Genomic DNA, 17,136 nt, shown 5'->3' with positions numbered 1-17,136 from the left:
GGTTATTAATTTGCAAACTGCCTGCCCTAATTGTGACTTGATTATTGATATCCCGCACATAGTTGCAAAACAAATGGCTGTCTGTCCACATTGTCACAGTAAACTATGCGCAGCAAATATAAATTATGACAGCCGTATTGTAGCACTCAGTATTAGTGCTTTACTCATGCTGCTAAGCAGTATGTTTTATCCCTTTATCTCATTTAGTAGTAATGGCATTACACAGACGATTACCTTGCCCGATGCCGCTCGTATTTTGTTTAATTACGACAGCGATTTATTAGGCATTTTTATTGATGTTAGTATTATTGGTTTACCAATGGCATTACTCACTATTTTGATCCCACTGCATTTAGGCTTACTTAAAGTACTTCCACAAACGATTGCCAGACGCTTACTCAAATTCACCTTAGCGCTGGAACCATGGATCATGTCAGAAATATTTTTAATCGGCGTATTGGTCAGCATGGTAAAAATAATGTCGCTAGCGGAAGTCAGCTTTGGCGTTAGTTTTTGGGCCTATGCCGCGTTTGTACTCTTCTATATTGGCTCATTAGCACACTTAAATCGTGCTCGATTATGGGATCAAGTACAGCCTCAGGCTGAAATTGCAGCCGCAAAACTTTCTTATCGTGCCATAGATAGTAACATTCGAGCCTGTCATGTCTGCCATCAACTAAGCGATAGCGAATACTGTTCTCGCTGTAATAGCAAAACCCATATCAGAAACCCCCACAGCGTACAAAAAGCAACGGCATGGTTAATAACTTCAATTGCCTGTTATATTCCGGCAAATTTATTGCCAATAATGTACACCACTAGTTTGGGGGATGAATCCCCCTCAACATTAATTGGTGGGGTAATAACACTGTGGCAAGCTGGCTCATACCCTATTGCATTAATCATTTTTTTAGCGAGTGTAGTAGTACCATTAGCTAAAGCGCTCATTTTAACATTTTTATGCTTTTTGGTTAGCAAACCCGCTAACGGCCAAACAAAGGGCTATACTAAAGTTTATCAATTAACTGAGTTTATTGGTAAATGGTCCATGATCGATGTATTTGTTGTCGCAATTCTAGTAGCCTTAGTGCAATTAGGAAATTTAATGTCAGTAACGCCAGGTTTAGGCACTGTATTTTTTACTATCATGGTGATTTGCCAAATGTTGGCAGCACACGCGTTTGATCCTCGGCTATTATGGGATTCGCCAAACAATGATAAAAAGACCATAAATTAGAGAAACAGCATGAGTGAAACGGCTAATATAAAAAAAGAACCTATTATTTCTGCGATTTGGATCATACCGGTTATAGCTTTGCTCGTTGGTGTGTGGATGCTTTACCAATACCAAGCTAATAAAGGCGCAACCATTTATATTTCAATGCCTCATGCTGAGGGTATCGTGGCAGGCAAGACTGAAATAAAAGTACGTAGTGTGAAAATCGGCCAAATTGATCACGTTCGCCTCTCTGATACTAAAAACAGTGTGATTGCTCGAGCTCAAATTGATAAACATTATGATGGCTTACTCACGGAAGACGCCAACATCTGGGTAGTAAAACCACGTATTGATGAAACGGGTATCAGCGGTATGAGCACGTTACTATCGGGTGTATATTTAGAATTTTCACCAGGTGAAAGTAGTAAAACAAAAGAGCATTTTAAATTACAAGAAGAGCCAGCGCTGATTGATAAAGATGTCAAAGGCGGTCGCTTTTCATTACTCAGCTATGATGCTGAGGTTATGGATGTCGGCACCGGTATATTTTTTAAGAATTATAAAATTGGTCAAGTTGAAACAGCGACATTTGATTGGAAGAATCAAGCGATGAAGTATGGTATTTTCATCAACGAACCTTATCAAAACCTGATCACCTTAAATTCTATTTTCTGGGTCAATACGGGTGTTGAAATTGATTTATCTGCCGATGGCATTAATGTAAAAACAGGTTCATTAAGCAGGTTATTAAAAGGAGGGATCTCGGTTGGTTTGCCTAAACAACAGTCACCGGGTAATTTAGCCCAAGAAGGCCATAGCTTTTCGCTTAGTAACAGCTACAAAGATGCTCTTGAGGAGCGTTTTTATAATTTTGACTATTACCTAATTGAGTTTGAACAGTCTATTCGAGGTTTACGTGCCGGAGCCCCGGTTGAATATCGTGGCATGCGCGTCGGTACTGTTGTTAAAGCACCTGCAAATGTGATGATCGATGGCAAACCCGCTCACTTTAGAACTGATAATACCGCTGTGCCAGTACTGATAAAAATAGAGTATGGCCGCATTTACCACGATAATGCCTCAGCCAAACAATTTTGGCAAAACAGTGTTGATGGTTGGATCAAAAATGGCATGCGCGCTTCTTTAAAACCAGGCAACTTACTCACCGGTGCTGTGTATGTCGATTTTGATATCTACCACGATGCCCCAGCTGCGAAGTTAGAAACACTGTCTCAATATCAAGTATTTCCAAGTGTTTCCAGTGGCATTACCGTATTAGCAGATCAAGTGTCTGACGTATTAAATAAGGTAAAAAACTTAAAAATTGAAGACAGCTTAGCGCAAATTGATTCCGCGTTTGCTGATTACCAAGCGCTGGCGAATGAAATGCGCACATTGTTAAGTAAACAAGATACCCAAGATTTACCCGGTGATATTAATCGTAATTTTGCTGAAATGACAAAAAGTATGCAGCAATTTGATGTCACCATGAAACAGTTTGAAAAAACCATGGCCAGTTATCAACAAGGTTCCTCATTACATCAACAATTACAACAAACGCTCTCAGAGTTTAAGCGTTTAAGTGAAGAACTACAGCCACTCTCGCGTGGCTTAAATGAGCAACCAAATATGTTTATTTTTGATAAATCATTGCCTGCCGATCCAACGCCGAGGAAACAATAATGCGGACATTTTTACGTATACAATTTTTTGCTGTTATCGGCGTAGTGTTATTATCAGGATGTAGCCAATCACTTAATGCCCCCGTTAAATACTACCAGTTTGAGCAAAGTATTAAACCAATGCAGCGCAGTAGCACTAACACATCAGCTCAATTACGGATCAATACAGTAAGTTTACGAGGCGCATTAAATAACCGTGGTATTGCAATGAAAATGGATAATAATCAGGTCAATGCTGCTAATTATCACTTATGGAGCGAAGCGCCAGATCAAATGCTAACAGCAAGCGCCCATCAAACATTATTTACCACGCTTGATAACTGGATGGTGGTCAAAGGATTACCTGTTATAACAGATAAAGATCAGCAAAGTTATTATGAATTAGAATATGAGCTACATCATTTCAATGGTGATAACCAAGGTAATGCCGATATTTCTGGTTTGTGGCGCCTATATTATACGTCGTTTGAAAATGGCCGCTCTTTAAAAACAATTCATTATTTTAGTGAGGTTAACCCTTTAACTGGTGATGATTACGAAGGCCTCGTCGAAAGCTTAGAGCAAAACTGGCAGAATATTAATCAACAGGTAGCAACTACCCTGAGTGTTCTTATTCAAGAATAAACACCACTAAAGCAGTGCCATCATTATTAAGCACTGCTTTGCCTATATACCTAAACCCGAGTTTATTTAATAACCCATGCGAAGCGGTATTGTCAGCGTCGGCTATCGCGGCAATGTAGCTGAACTTACCTTGATACGCGTGTAATAGTTTTGCAGCCGCTTCATAGGCACTGCTAATGCTTCTCGTTGGAATAAGCCCACCATGCCCATGGCAACGCCTTGTTTATTTGCCACAATATAAGGTCCAAAACCTTGCTGTTGGTGGCCATCAATAAAGGTTTTTTGTAAATAATCTTCGGCTTGTTGTTTGGTATAAATGCTTTTATCAGCAATATAACGATAAAAACTCGGCTGATTTAATAAACTCAAGATAAACGACGCATCACTAAGCTGGCCATGGCGAAGAATTAAACGTTGCGTATTCATATCTCGTTTTCCTATTAATGATAGTGATCGTTTAAGCTAAATTAAAATGCAGCACTATCAACTGTACCGGTATAATTTAAACAGGCTGCGACACGATGTTGTTGAACCTTGGAAAGCTCCGACAATTTATAATAACGATGTGCTAAGTGTTCATCGCTGAGCGTGATCACAGCATCTTTTAACAAACTAACTCTAAAAATAAAAGCATGAGAATTAAACGCTTTGTGGTAATAAATACCGGTTAAGTGTTCAATTTTCACTTCACAGCCGAGCTCTTCTTGGCATTCGCGTATGAGTGCTTGATGTACAGTTTCACCGACATCTAAGGCGCCACCAGGTAATCCCCAGCTTAGCTCGCCATAGCTTGCCTTTAGCAGCAAAACCTCCCCGCAGGCATTAGTGATCACCCCATGGGCGCTGAGTCGATAAAAATCTGTAAATGCCATGTTTCCCCCTAAGTTGATAACCTTAAACAATAACAAAAAGCCCCGCAATTGCGAGGCTTAAAGATTATGAATCACGGTTAATAATTAATCATGGCTAATTTTCACTACCTGCTTTCCGGTAAAGCCACCAGCAATTTGTTTATTCAGCGCCTGTGAAATACTACTGGCGTTAAATTCAACCTCAATGATCTGCGGTATTTTGATACTGCCACTGGCTAAATTGTCTAGCAATAAATTGCCCATAAAACTCATTTTTTGCTGAGCACATAAACTGTTTGCTAACCACGCTCCACCTAAAGAAACAATACCTATATTTGGCGCACGTCTGAACATCAGCTCCTGCTCAAACTTAGGCAGTGGATTTAAGCACGCAATACGGCCACAAAAACGCATTAATTCAACATTACGCACAGTGGTTTCACCACCAATCGAATCGAGCACCGCATCAAAGCCTTGTGGACCAAGTTCTTTACGAATTTTATCGCTAAGCTTTTTATCGTTGTAATCAAACACCACATCAGCACCCAATTGTTTAACAAGCTTATGGTTGCGTTTGCTCGCGGTGGTAAATACCGTAGCACCACGTTGTTTGGCAAATTGAATGGCGAACTGACCGACGGCCCCCGCACCAGCTTCAATTAAAAGTGAATCACCTTCGGTTAATTGCAGTTTATCAAGAGCTATTAATGCCGACATCCCTGCGCAGGGTAATGTCGCGGCTTGCTGTAACGTAACGCTATCAGGAATTTGCGATACAGCAAAGTTAGGCACTTTAGCGTATTGTGATAACACCCCTTGGTCGCCAACATTACCATGCCACATAACCCGAGTACCGACACTTGGAAATACCCCTTTAGTGGCTTTTACCACCACCCCTACAGCATCAAGGCCTAGGGTATGAGGATAGTGCCATTTACAAAAACCTTGTTTAGCAAAATACGCATCAACCGGATTCAACGCAACATACTCAACCTTTATCAACAATTCGTTGTCTACAACATCAGGCACCGGCAATTCAAGCTCAGATAAATTAATCTGTTCATTAGGTTCAAGTAACGCAATCGCACGCATTGTCGCGGGGATTGTTGATAAAAGATCAGTATGTGGCATCAAAAACTCAACTTAACTTAATTAACTAACGCATAACTCCAACGACCATTAAATACTTGGTAAGTGTCTACTTTAGCAAGTAATGATGAAATCGTTGAGTCAATTGCATTTTCCTGCGCTATTAAAACATCCTGTCGCGCATCTAACAACTCTAAGTAAGGTATTTGCCCTTCTTGGTACATCGCCTGCGCTTGTAAAAAGGCATTATTAGCAAACTCATAACGTGCTTTGGCATAGCCTAGTTGTTGAGTTTGTTTGACTAATAACTGCAGTGAAAGTTCACTCTGCGCTAATGCCTCCAACACCACTTGTTGATATTGGCTGTAAGCGGCTTCACTGAGATATTGCTGAGCATCACGTTGCGCCAATAACGCAGGGTAGCTCAATAATGACCACTGAATGCGTGGGGCAACTTGCCATTGCTGCGTAGTGTCAGAAAGCTGGTTGTTATCTAAGCTCAGTACACCTGCAAACGCCGTTAAACTGATATCAGGTAATAATGCTTTACTCGCAGCCACGCTTAATGAATTAGCTTGGCTAAATTCAAATAATGCTTGGCTAATATCAGGACGCAGTGCAATGGCATCACTTGGAGTGGCTAAACTTACAGTAAATGCATGCTCAAACAGCGCTTGCTCATCAACTAAGGTTAGATCAGCAGGTAACTGCCCTGTTAATGTCGCAAGCGTTGCTAGATCACGAAATTGCGCGTATTCAATATCTGGCAACAAAGCTTGCTGCTGCTTCAATTGTGCTAAGGTTCGATTTAAATCAAGCTCATTAGCGACCCCTTCCTCAACGCGAGCCCGCAGAACCGCAATACTTTGCTCTAATGCTTCAATTTGTAGGTTAATGATCTGCTGTTTTTGCTTATTACCTTGAAAACTGACAAACCCTTTTACCACAGAGGTAACAACTTCAATATGCAAAGCACGTAATTGTTCCGCTTGACTCATTGCCCCTGCATTCGCAGCATCAACAAGCGCAGTTATTTTACCAAATAAATCAAGTTGCCAATCAAGGTTAACATTGGCTTCCGATTGACGCGTGTTAACGTTACCAGTACTTGAGCGAGTGGCATCAACTGCCACTGCACCTTGGGGAAGATACTGTGCTTTTTGCCCACCTAAACGAGCAAGCGCGCTTTGTAACTGCAACTGACTAGTGTGCAAATCATGATTATTAGCGCGCGCACTGAGCACTAGATTATTTAACTGGGTTGAATTTAATTGCTGCCACCAGTTAAGTTCGTCTTGACCTTGTAACTGTGCAGCGATCTGTGTTTTTGCAACAAATTCTTGTAGCTGATTTTGCTGTTGCTGCTCATCAATTTTACTGGCGCAGCCACTTAATAAACCCGCCATAACAAGAGCGGTTAACTTATACTTACTCATTAATTTGCTCCTGCGTAGTCACTTTACGGGTTTTAGTTACCAAAATATAAAATACAGGGGTAAATAATAAACCAAACACGGTTACACCAATCATACCCGAGAACACTGCGTTGCCCATTGCATGGCGCATTTCTGCTCCAGCTCCCGTTGCTAATACTAAGGGAATAACACCCGCAGTAAAGGCAATTGACGTCATTAAGATAGGTCGTAAACGCATCCGACAAGCTTCTAAAATAGCGTCGAAATGACTCAACCCATGATTATTTTTATCGCGTGCAAACTCCACCATTAAAATGGCATTTTTAGAAGCCAAGGCAACCAATACAATCAATGCTATTTGCGTGAAAATATTATTATCAGCGCCAACCAACCATACACCCATTAATGCTGAGAATATTGTCATTGGTACAATAAGAATAATAGCCAGTGGTAGACGTAAGCTTTCATACTGCGCAGCCAATACCATGAACACTAATAACACCACTAATGGGAATACATAGACCATGGTATTACCCGCTAGAATTTGCTGAAAAGTAACTTCGGTCCATTCGTACTCAATACCCGTAGGTAAATTATCAGCCAAGATCAGTTCAATTGCCTGCTGTGCTTGATCTGAACTGTAACCAGGCGCTGGACTACCATTAAGCTCTGCACTTGGGTAACCATTGTAATGCATCACTCGATCAGGGCCTGTTGTAGGCGTTACCGTTAATACCGAGCCCAATGGCACCATATTCCCTTGGTTATTGCGCACTTTTAGATTCAATATTTGTTCTGGATCAAGGCGGAAATCAGCATCAGCTTGGGCATTAACTTGGTACGTACGGCCAAATAAATTAAAGTCATTAACGTACATTGAGCCCAAATACACTTGCAACGCATTAAATACTTCATCCAATGGAATACCTTGAATAAGCGCTTGCTCTCGGTCGATATCAATATCCATTTGTGGTACTTGAATTCTAAAACTTGAATAGAGCCCCATTAACGCAGGATCTTGCTGAGCTTTAGTAATCACCGTTTGCAAACTGTTAAATAGTGTTTCAAAGCCTTTATTACCGCGATCTTCAATTTGCAGTTTAAACCCACCCGTGGTGCCTAAACCTTGGATTGGCGGCGGTGGAAATACAGCCACAAATGCTTCATCAATGGCACTAAAACGCTGGTTTAACTGTGCCGCAATAGCCATCGCCGATTTACTCGGATCGCTTCGCTCACTAAAGGCTTCTAGCGGTGTAAATACAATGGCACTATTAGGGCTGTTAGTAAAACCATTTACCGACAAGCCAGGAAAGGCAACTGTGTTTGCAACACCAGGTACTTGCAGTGCAATTTCTTGCATTTGCCTAACCACATCTTGAGTACGGTCTAAACTCGCTGCATCAGGTAATTGTGCTATCGCAACTAAATACTGCTTATCTTGTGCAGGAATAAAACCACCCGGCACGGCATCAAATAGCTTAATTGTTCCGCCTAATAAAACCACGTATGCAATCACCACTACCACGCTCATGCGCATTAGTTTTTGTACCAGCTTTTGATAGCCTTTGGCGCCACGGTCAAATACTCGATTAAAGGGTGCAAATAACCAGCGACCAAATAAACGATTTAATAAACGCGTCAGCGCATCCGGTTTAGCATCATGGCTTTTAAGTAATAGTGCCGCCAACGCCGGTGATAAAGTTAATGAGTTAAATGCTGAGATAACCGTTGAAATAGTAATAGTTAACGCAAACTGTTTATAAAATTGACCTGATAAACCACTAATAAACGCGGTAGGAATAAACACTGCACACAACACTAACGCAATCGCGATTATAGGCCCTGTCACTTCAGTCATCGCCACGCGCGTTGCTTCCAGAGGTGATAAACCTTGTTCAATGTTACGTTCAACGTTTTCGACCACCACGATAGCATCATCGACCACAATACCTATGGCAAGTACTAAACCAAATAACGACAGCGTATTGATCGAGACCCCTAACCACTGCATCACCGCAAAAGTACCAATCAGTGAAACTGGCACAGCTATAAGTGGAATAATCGAAGCACGCCAGGTTTGTAAAAATAACACCACTACAATTACCACTAACGCGATAGCTTCAAGTAACGTTTTGATCACCGCATCAATCGAACCGCGAACAAATACCGTAGGGTCGTAGACAATGTCGTACTCAACACCAGCTGGAAAATCTTTCGATAAACGCGCCATGGTTTCGCGTACTTGATCTGAAAGCTCAATCGCATTAGAGCCAGGACGTTGAAATATCGGCATCGCCAGTGCTGGTTGATTATCAAGTTCAGCTCTAAGTGAGTAAGTATTTTGGCCTAAATCGACTCGAGCAACATCGCTTAGACGTGTTAATTGACCTTGTTCACCCACTTTAATGATCACTTGCTGAAACTCTTCAATACTGTTTAAGCGCCCTTTTACATTTAACAATATTTGAAATTGACTGTCTGTTGAAGCAGGTTGTGCACCTAAGCTACCCGCTGCAACTTGTTGGTTTTGCGCACGCAATGCGTTGACGACGTCCATTGCGGTTAATTCTCGTGCCGCTAATGCATCGGGGTTAAGCCACACTCGCATTGAATATTGACCACCACCAAATAATTTTACATCGCCTACGCCACTCAAACGTGCAATTTGGTCTTTCACATATAAGTCAGCGTAGTTAGATAGATACGCCGTATCATGTGTTTTTTCCGGTGAGAATAAGTGTACCACCATGGTTAGATCCGGTGATGATTTTTCAGCGACGACGCCTAAGCGCTGCACTTCTTGTGGTAGTCGCGGCAAAGCACTGTTAACCCGATTTTGTACTTGTACTTGCGCACGATCTAAATCCGTTCCCAATGAAAACGTTACCGTCAGTGTCATACGCCCATCACTGGTCGCCTGGGAAAACATATACAACATGTTTTCAGTACCATTGATCTCTTGCTCCAATGGAGTAGCCACAGTTTGTGCTATTACGGTTGGATTTGCTCCTGGGTAGTTCGCAGTTACCACAACTGTCGGCGGAACAACTTCAGGATACTCACTGACCGGCAGTTGAAACAACGAAATACCACCGGCGATTAAAATCACCAATGACAGCATGGCTGCAAATATCGGTCGTTGAATAAAAAAGTGAGAAAATTTCATTATTCGTCCTACTTCTTAGCCATAAGCGTGTGCTGCGCCGTTGGCGATAACGTAAAAGCAACACCAGTTGTGTCTAGGGTCACTGTATTAGGTGAAATCGGCATGCCAGGTCCAACACGCGCAGGACCATTAACCGCAATCACATCGCCAGCTTTTAAGCCCGAGGTAATAGCGCGAAAACTGCCATAGCGCTCACCGGTTGTAACCAGTTTATATTCGAGAATATTGCCTTCACCTACAGTGAGCACAAAGCGATTTTTCAAATCGGTGCCAATTGCTCTATCAGGCACAATAACTTGCTCTGTAACGTCATTGGCCGCTAACTTAATACGTGCAAATGAACCGGCGCGTAAGGCGGTATTTTCATCAAATCGTGCACGCACTCGCAAAGTACCTGTTGCTGCATTGATTTGATTATCAATAAAGTCGATATAACCGGTGTGTGCAAAGCCATTTTGACCCACTTTTTGCATGACTACTTGCTGATGAGCAGCGGCGGTTACTTCATCAAATGAACTATTCCAAGTACGTTCATCAACATCAAAGTAAGCATACATAGTTTGATTTGATACGATTGAAGTCAGTACACTTTGCCCTGCAAGCACATTATTACCTTTGGTAATATTTGCACGCGAGATCACACCATCAATGGGTGAACGTATATCTGTAAATTCTAAATCTAAATTAGCTGCAATTAGCTGGGCTTTTAAGGCAGCAAGTTGTGCTTCACGTTGGCGTAACGTTGAGGTACGTGATTCCGCTTGCTCTGTTGAAATCGCTTTTCGCTCGGTTAATCGCACCGCTCTTTTAGCTTCACTTTGCGCTTGCGATAAAGCGGCTTCAGCACTGACTACTTGTGCCTCTAAACTTGCTACAACCGCAGCATATGGGCGAGCGTCAAGTTTAAACAGTAAGTCACCCTGTTTAACCTCGTCGCCCTCATTAAACGCAATATGCTCAATAACTCCGGCAACACGTGGCATAAGTGATACTTCTTCCGGCGCTTCTAAACGCGTAGTGTAGGTGTGCCAGTTTTGCACTGGCTTAATGATCACCGAGGCAACATCTATTGGTTGAAGATGTGGTTGATTGCTCTGTTGAGCAGGCTCTTCTGCACAACCGGTGAGGGCAAGTGATGCCCCTAAAACTGCAATAGCTATTAAGTGTTTGTTCATGACGACGCTCCATTTAGTGTATTTTTCTATGTTACGGAACATTGTTGTGGACAAAAACCATAGATTTTTAAATTCATTAATGCCAATATGGCATCAATTAAATATTGGTGAGTAATTAATGGATACCACAAGTCGCTTATTGATGTTGTTAGAAGTCGTTGAGCGAGGCTCATTCGCTAAAGCAGCAGAAACCCGTAATATTGATCGTTCAGTGATCTCAAAACAAATAAGTCGTCTCGAAGATGATTTAGGAGTACGTTTACTGAACCGCACCACCCGCTCATTTTCACTGACAGCTGCAGGGGCCGAAATGATTAAAAAGGCCAGTGAGTTGAGGCAACTACTAGGTGAAACTGTACGTTTAGCCGAGAATTATCACCAAGAGCCACGCGGTGTATTAAAAATCACTTCATCAACTATTATCGGCAGGCGTTATCTACAACCTGTGATTAATGATTTTCAAAAACGCTTCCCGCAAGTAGAAGTTGAACTAAGACTCGATGATAAGTTAGTTGATCTGGTATCTGAAGGCTTTGATCTTGCTTTTCGGGTCGGTGAGCCAAAAGACTCATCACTGATCGCACGTAAAATTGCGCGCAATAGATTACTAATATTAGCCGCACCTGAGTTTATTCAAACGTATGGATTGCCAAGTAAAATAGAGGACTTAATTGATTTACCCGCAGCCAGTTATTCCAGCACTTCGTTGCGCGTTGAGGGTATTCGTTATGTAGATCAATATGGTCTACCGCAAGAGCAAAAAATTAAGAGTGTGTTTAGAGCCAATGATGCCGAGGTACTGCTCGATAAAACGCTTTCTGGAACAACCTATGTGCTCGCGCCAGCATTTATTATTAATGATGAAATAAAACAAGGACGTTTAGTGCCCTTATTAACAGACATCAAATTACAAGAATACAGTGCGATGTACGCGGTATATCCACACCGTGATTTACCTGTAAGAACACGGTTATTTTTTGATGCGATACGTGATCACTTAGGTAAAGAAACACCACTTTGGGAAAGTAACATTCCCGGTTTCGAGCACATGTATCAAGGTTAAGAAACCTGTTCTAGTTTTGCTGAGTATTGCTGCGAGTCAGAATAAACGTTATTTCGACCATGTTTTTTTGCATAATAAAGTTGCTCATCTGCTGCTTTAATCGCTTGTTTTAGGCTATCGCCATCACGATAAGCAGCTAAACCGATACTTGCTGTTAAACTTATTTCACGCTCACCAACATTGATAGCCGTACTTTGCAAACCGACTCTGATATTTTCAGCAATTTGATAAGACTCCTGTTGATTCGAATCAGGAATGAACAGCGCAAACTCTTCGCCACCAGTACGAAAAACTCGCCCCTTGTTAAGTGTTTCTCTTAATATAGTGGCAATTTCGACCAGAACTTGATCGCCCACATCATGACCAAATTCATCATTTACTTTTTTAAAGTAATCGAGATCTAGCACCATAATAAATAAATTAATTTTGTCTACCAGCTCAACTTCAAAGTAATGGTTCATTGCTAAACGGTTGCCGGTGTTTGTCAGCGGATCTAACAAGGCAAGGTTTTCTAATCGTTCTGCAAATTGTGCTCGACTCGCTTCAAAAGTATGTGCAATGACCCAAATGCTCAAATAGCTAAAGCTCATATTTAGGTACAGGTTAAGGTCTAAAAATGGTGCTAAAGAGGTTTTACTAGTAAACACAGCGGTTTGTATACACACCAATAATAGCGATAGATAATAGCCGCGTTTACATCCTAATAATAAATAAAATAATACGGGTAAGGTAAAGGTCCAAATGAACAAACCGCTCCTCATCGCAGCTAGGTAAGTTCCCAAGGTTACTAATAGCATAATACAAAGGCACAATAATAACGGCTGCCAAGTCTGAAATTTTCGTGTCCGAGCATAGTTAAAAGTATAAAAACAATAAATAGCAAAAACCCCTTCTAAAATCCCTAATGAGTAAAAGTCATTAATAAAAAGATTAAAATAGGTAAAAACACTCGCTAAAATTCCGAAACAGAAACAAATCCATTTCAGTAAATTTTCACGTAATACTTGAGCGCTATCTAAGGCTGCGATATCCATTGATTAACTTTAATTCGAACGAAAAAAAGTCAGTCTAACGGTTAATTGAAAGAGTACAAGCTCTATTTGTTTTTGATATATTCATTTTTATAAAAAATTTTTAAAATTAAGATCTTAGTAACTAACAGCCTATTCATCATTAATTAATTGTTCTATATCTTCTAACATATCGGAGAACTCAGCATTAGCATGTTGGCGCTGTTTTGCTGTCAACGTGGCTCTTAAACTCACAAGTAAACGCGCATAGCGCTTTGAATTTTCAGCATCTAAGCGAATTAATTGGTCACTCATAAACACCTCTCGCTCAGTAATGACAGCTGATAATTGGCTAATAAACTGATCGCGGCTAAGTTGGCTATCAAAAAATACCTGTTTGAGTTTATCCAGCCGAGTTTGCTTGTAAGCTTGCCTTAATAAAAATGTTGCTTGAAATTCGCTGTTCGCTTGGGTGATCAAAGACACTTGTTGTTCACTCAGTTTACCAAGCCACTGTTTATAAGTATCTAACTGACGTTCAAGGCGATCTTGCTCACGCTGTGTTGGGGTTTGCTCATTATACTCGTCACTTTCTGTGGTTATATCCTCTGCAATGGCAGCAACAAATTCTTCTCTTTGCTCCGTGGATAAACCAATAGCAAGTTCAATAAGATCGTCTCTTACATACATAACTAACGATTGCCAATGTGTTTTAAAACCTTGAAAATACGTTAATAATGCTTGCTCTGAAGGGTCTTCATCAAGTAGCTTTTGTAATGCCAACAGATCCTGTCGATACAAAGGTAATTGCGTCTTACGATGCCAATCCCGACTTTGCTTAATTAAGTCTTTAGCTTGTTTGCTTTGCTGCTTCGATAAATCAACGTAGTCATCAATCCAAAACGCCGATAACCAGCCTATATTATTGTAGGTAAATGTAGCTGAGCACCCAGTCAGAGCTAATAGCAACACACCAACTACTGCGAACTTATAATTCAAGCACATGTTTTTTATCGACATTTTTTATTTTTCTTACGATTATTTATAGCACTACGTTAATCAACTTAGCGCATTATGTAAATGAGGGAATTAAAATAAAACCGAACAAATAGAAATAATTATCATTTAGCTATTGACGCACACTCAAATACAAGTAATAATCGATCGCATCAACACCAAGCAGCCCAACACGACAGGTTTGCGCTTCTTGTAAGAATTGAACGTACCGACCTCAGTGCCCTAGGGAAGATCGACCAGTAAGGATGCTGGGCCCCTTTAGTACAAAGTTGTTGATGAAGATGGTGACGCTTCGAGCATATTACTTACTCGACCCAAGTAATATAATTAAAAGATCACACTCACTTGCTACATTGCTCATATCGGTGACGGTTGATATGACCCAAAAAGCCCCATCAGGGGCTTTTTTTATTCCTTTAAATTTTCTGTAATATCTGTATCTTATGTCTAAGTTTTATCATTTATAGTGCGAAGCTGGGCAATTGTGGTTGTTGAGACTAAAATTAAACAGTAACACGCTAATTGGAGGTATTGTCATGTGGCAGCCGAAGTTTAAGATATTGTTGATGGTCGGTGCACTTAGCATCTGTGGTGTTGCTCATGCGGGACTTGAAGAAGGGATCCGCGCAGCCAATGAAGGTCAATTTGAAGATGCACTTAGAGAGTTTAACTACCTTGCAGAAAAAGGCTTTGCACCAGGAATTTACGAGCTAGGGCAGCTATATGAAGGTGGCCACGGCGTAACGCGCGACTATCACAAAGCTGCTGAACTTTACCAGCAAGGCGTTAAAAAGAACCACGTCGACTCAATGTTTGCATTAGCTGTACTTTATCAAGAAGGTAAAGGCGTTAAACTTGATAAACAAATGTCAGTTTCACTCTTTAAGCAAGCCGCGGCAAAAAACTTACCTGCTGCTCAGTTTAACTTGGGTGTGATGTACGCCAACGGCGATGGCGTTGCGCAAGATTATAAAGAAGCTATTAAATGGTATGAAAAAGCCGCTGGTAATAATTATACGCTAGCACAGTTTAATATGGCGCTGATGTATTTCGAAGGCCATGGAGTCGAAAAAAACATCGAAAAATCATACATCTGGAACACTGTTGCTGAGTATAATGGTAATTTAGATGCCAGTCACAGTCGCAAGCTAGATGAGCGCAAGCTGATGCCTGCGCAAATTGCAGAAGCCAAAGAAAAAGCTGATGCATTGTATGAAAAAATCCAAGCTGGGCTGTATGCGGGCGAAGATCGGATGTTTTAACTGCCAGTTAAAACGCTATTGGATTGTACTTAACGCCAATTTATGGCCGCAAGTACAACCATTTAAGTATTTTAATCAATATCTTATTTTGCGCCAGCAACAATCCCAATTTAGGATTAAAACCACCCGTTTTCAATGTATTACGTGCATGGCTAAAAGTTAAAAAGCCTTCTATACCGTGATAGTTTCCCATCCCAGAAGGACCTAAGCCACCAAATGGCGCATCATCAGCAGTCACCTGCATTAAGGTGTCATTTATTGCGAAGGTACCACTTTGTGTTTGCTGTTGAATACCTTCATTGATTTGTTTATCTTGCCCCATTATGTACAAAGCTAACGGCTGAGGACGTTGATTTATGTATGCAATCGCCTGAGGTAAAGCTTGATAACTGACAATCGCAAGAATTGGTCCAAACAGTTCTTCTTGCATCAACTTCATATTGTCATTCACATCAGTCACAATGTGCAAACCAAGACGATGCTTATGTTCGTCGCTTTGGTTTTCATCTAACGGCTTAATTATCTGTGCGCCCTGTTGCTGTGCATCTGCCAATAAATCGGTTAAACGCTGAAAATGGTGGTGATTAATAACCGAGGTTAAATTTTTCCCCTCGACACCTAAGTTATAATGTTTTTTATATAAGCTACAGAGACTTCTGACTAACTGATGCTGTAAGTTTTCCGGCACTAAAACATAATCGGGGGCAACACAAATTTGCCCTGCATTGGTCATTTTACCAAATAAAATAGCTTTAGCCGCCTTATCTATATCCGCTTGCGCGGTAATGATAACGGGCGATTTGCCACCTAACTCAAGAGTTACTGGGGTAAGGTTTTTACTCGCAGCGGCCATAACATGGCGCCCTACAGCTGTAGAGCCGGTAAAAAATAAGTGTGCGAATGGCAAACAGCTAAACTGTTGACTTAATTGCGCTTCACCTTCGATCACTGCGCAATGTTCGCTAAGCTCGCCGATAAATAGTTTTTTGATTACTTGATTGGTGTGCGGAGTAAATTCACTGACCTTTAATAATACCCGATTACCTGCGGCAATTGCGGTTATCACCGGCACGATTGATAATTGAATTGGGTAATTCCATGGAGAAATTATTCCCACCACTCCTTTGGGTTGATAGCTCACAGCAACTTTTGATGGCGCTAGGCTCAAACCCGCTTTTCGTGGTGAATTTTTTGCCCATTTAGGTAAATGCTTGATGGTGTGGCTGATCGTTTTGACCGTAGGCAGTATATCACCCAAAATCGTATCAAAAGCAGTGCGAAAGCCAAAGTCTTTCGAGCTTGCAGCTACCAATTCAGCCTCTAATGCCAACAGTTCACGTTTTAAAGATTTTAATAAACGGATCCGCTGTGATAATGCTAAATATGGCTGGGCATCAAAATGCAGCTGCATTTCATCAAATTGCGCTTTTAGCTCAGGGTTACATACAGTGCCAGTGTCAGACAAAAGCATACTCATAAACAAAATAAAGATTTAACCACTATAACTTTGTTTCTTAGCAGGGGCAATATAGAGCGCTATCAACAAACGAATAGCGCTCC

Annotated in this window: 14 protein-coding genes; 5 read left to right on the top strand and 9 right to left on the bottom strand. The window is 41.1% G+C overall.

Annotated features, from left to right (window positions below):
• Positions 1 to 10: 10 nt before the first annotated feature.
• Genes H5186_RS07445 through H5186_RS07435 form a run of 3 tightly spaced genes read left to right on the top strand, consistent with a single transcriptional unit; the run spans position 11 to position 3,525 of the window.
• Positions 11 to 1,237: a paraquat-inducible protein A gene (locus tag H5186_RS07445; protein WP_149980384.1), complete on the top strand. Its 1,227-nt coding sequence runs from the start codon at positions 11 to 13 to the stop codon at positions 1,235 to 1,237.
• Positions 1,238 to 1,246: 9 nt separating this feature from the next.
• Positions 1,247 to 2,902 carry an intermembrane transport protein PqiB gene (gene pqiB, locus H5186_RS07440; RefSeq protein ID WP_182718715.1) on the top strand — a complete coding sequence of 552 codons (1,656 nt, stop codon included), beginning with the start codon at positions 1,247 to 1,249 and terminating at the stop codon, positions 2,900 to 2,902.
• Positions 2,902 to 3,525 carry a membrane integrity-associated transporter subunit PqiC gene (locus H5186_RS07435; protein ID WP_145236105.1) on the top strand — a complete coding sequence of 208 codons (624 nt, stop codon included), beginning with the start codon at positions 2,902 to 2,904 and terminating at the stop codon, positions 3,523 to 3,525. Before pqiB ends, H5186_RS07435 begins: the two co-directional genes overlap by 1 nt.
• 102 nt (positions 3,526 to 3,627) lie before the next feature.
• Here the strand turns inward: H5186_RS07435 and H5186_RS07430 are convergent, their stop codons facing one another.
• From H5186_RS07430 to H5186_RS07405, 6 genes are all read right to left on the bottom strand, one after another.
• A complete protein-coding gene (locus H5186_RS07430; RefSeq protein ID WP_145236108.1) occupies positions 3,628 to 3,951 on the bottom strand; it encodes a GNAT family N-acetyltransferase in 324 nt (107 codons plus the stop codon).
• A gap of 41 nt (positions 3,952 to 3,992) precedes the next feature.
• Positions 3,993 to 4,397, bottom strand: a complete 405-nt coding sequence (locus tag H5186_RS07425; protein ID WP_145236111.1) for an NUDIX hydrolase — start codon at positions 4,395 to 4,397, stop codon at positions 3,993 to 3,995.
• An 84-nt stretch (positions 4,398 to 4,481) separates the two neighbouring features.
• Positions 4,482 to 5,507, bottom strand: coding sequence for a zinc-binding dehydrogenase (locus H5186_RS07420; RefSeq protein ID WP_145236115.1), 1,026 nt, complete (start codon positions 5,505 to 5,507; stop codon positions 4,482 to 4,484).
• Positions 5,508 to 5,524: 17 nt separating this feature from the next.
• A complete protein-coding gene (locus H5186_RS07415) occupies positions 5,525 to 6,901 on the bottom strand; it encodes a TolC family protein (protein WP_145236120.1) in 1,377 nt (458 codons plus the stop codon).
• Positions 6,894 to 10,049: an efflux RND transporter permease subunit gene (locus H5186_RS07410; protein ID WP_145236125.1), complete on the bottom strand. Its 3,156-nt coding sequence runs from the start codon at positions 10,047 to 10,049 to the stop codon at positions 6,894 to 6,896. The genes H5186_RS07415 and H5186_RS07410 overlap by 8 nt, the downstream gene beginning before the upstream one ends.
• 8 nt (positions 10,050 to 10,057) lie before the next feature.
• The gene (locus H5186_RS07405) at positions 10,058 to 11,224 is read right to left on the bottom strand and encodes an efflux RND transporter periplasmic adaptor subunit (RefSeq protein ID WP_149980115.1); all 1,167 of its coding nucleotides are present in this window, start codon (positions 11,222 to 11,224) and stop codon (positions 10,058 to 10,060) included.
• 118 nt (positions 11,225 to 11,342) lie between these two features.
• Here H5186_RS07405 and H5186_RS07400 point away from each other — a divergent pair, with 118 nt between their 5' ends.
• Complete coding sequence (locus H5186_RS07400; RefSeq protein WP_182718707.1) at positions 11,343 to 12,287, top strand: LysR family transcriptional regulator; 945 nt, start codon at positions 11,343 to 11,345, stop codon at positions 12,285 to 12,287.
• On the opposite strand, the gene H5186_RS07395 is transcribed toward H5186_RS07400, so the two are convergent.
• Both H5186_RS07395 and H5186_RS07390 read right to left on the bottom strand, forming a co-directional pair.
• Positions 12,284 to 13,321: a GGDEF domain-containing protein gene (locus tag H5186_RS07395; protein WP_182718706.1), complete on the bottom strand. Its 1,038-nt coding sequence runs from the start codon at positions 13,319 to 13,321 to the stop codon at positions 12,284 to 12,286. The two genes, H5186_RS07400 and H5186_RS07395, sit on opposite strands and share 4 nt — an antisense overlap.
• Before the next feature lie 129 nt (positions 13,322 to 13,450).
• Positions 13,451 to 14,317, bottom strand: coding sequence for a DUF6279 family lipoprotein (locus tag H5186_RS07390; RefSeq protein WP_182718705.1), 867 nt, complete (start codon positions 14,315 to 14,317; stop codon positions 13,451 to 13,453).
• A 533-nt stretch (positions 14,318 to 14,850) separates the two neighbouring features.
• On the opposite strand from H5186_RS07390, the gene H5186_RS07385 reads away from it, so the two are divergent.
• Positions 14,851 to 15,576 (top strand): tetratricopeptide repeat protein, encoded by a 726-nt coding sequence (locus H5186_RS07385; protein ID WP_145236141.1) that lies wholly within the window; start codon positions 14,851 to 14,853, stop codon positions 15,574 to 15,576.
• Between the two features lie 40 nt (positions 15,577 to 15,616).
• Here H5186_RS07385 and H5186_RS07380 read toward each other — a convergent pair whose 3' ends face one another.
• Positions 15,617 to 17,047 (bottom strand): coniferyl aldehyde dehydrogenase, encoded by a 1,431-nt coding sequence (locus tag H5186_RS07380; RefSeq protein ID WP_259398280.1) that lies wholly within the window; start codon positions 17,045 to 17,047, stop codon positions 15,617 to 15,619.
• Between the last annotated feature and the right edge of the window lie 89 nt (positions 17,048 to 17,136).

The organism is Pseudoalteromonas sp. SG41-2 (assembly GCF_014164535.1).
Taxonomy (GTDB): domain Bacteria; phylum Pseudomonadota; class Gammaproteobacteria; order Enterobacterales; family Alteromonadaceae; genus Pseudoalteromonas; species Pseudoalteromonas rhizosphaerae.
The sequence above is the reverse complement of the archived record's forward strand: the minus strand, read 5'-3'. Positions and strand labels throughout refer to the sequence as shown.

Coding starts and splice junctions, on each gene's coding strand:
- pqiB (WP_182718715.1), top strand. CDS start 1,247: ATGAGTGAAACGGCTAATATAAAAAAAGAACCTATTATTTCTGCGATT.
- H5186_RS07430 (WP_145236108.1), bottom strand. CDS start 3,951: ATGAATACGCAACGTTTAATTCTTCGCCATGGCCAGCTTAGTGATGCG.
- H5186_RS07425 (WP_145236111.1), bottom strand. CDS start 4,397: ATGGCATTTACAGATTTTTATCGACTCAGCGCCCATGGGGTGATCACT.
- H5186_RS07405 (WP_149980115.1), bottom strand. CDS start 11,224: ATGAACAAACACTTAATAGCTATTGCAGTTTTAGGGGCATCACTTGCC.
- H5186_RS07420 (WP_145236115.1), bottom strand. CDS start 5,507: ATGCCACATACTGATCTTTTATCAACAATCCCCGCGACAATGCGTGCG.
- H5186_RS07410 (WP_145236125.1), bottom strand. CDS start 10,049: ATGAAATTTTCTCACTTTTTTATTCAACGACCGATATTTGCAGCCATG.
- H5186_RS07390 (WP_182718705.1), bottom strand. CDS start 14,317: ATGTCGATAAAAAACATGTGCTTGAATTATAAGTTCGCAGTAGTTGGT.
- H5186_RS07385 (WP_145236141.1), top strand. CDS start 14,851: ATGTGGCAGCCGAAGTTTAAGATATTGTTGATGGTCGGTGCACTTAGC.
- H5186_RS07435 (WP_145236105.1), top strand. CDS start 2,902: ATGCGGACATTTTTACGTATACAATTTTTTGCTGTTATCGGCGTAGTG.
- H5186_RS07400 (WP_182718707.1), top strand. CDS start 11,343: ATGGATACCACAAGTCGCTTATTGATGTTGTTAGAAGTCGTTGAGCGA.
- H5186_RS07415 (WP_145236120.1), bottom strand. CDS start 6,901: ATGAGTAAGTATAAGTTAACCGCTCTTGTTATGGCGGGTTTATTAAGT.
- H5186_RS07395 (WP_182718706.1), bottom strand. CDS start 13,321: ATGGATATCGCAGCCTTAGATAGCGCTCAAGTATTACGTGAAAATTTA.
- H5186_RS07380 (WP_259398280.1), bottom strand. CDS start 17,047: ATGCTTTTGTCTGACACTGGCACTGTATGTAACCCTGAGCTAAAAGCG.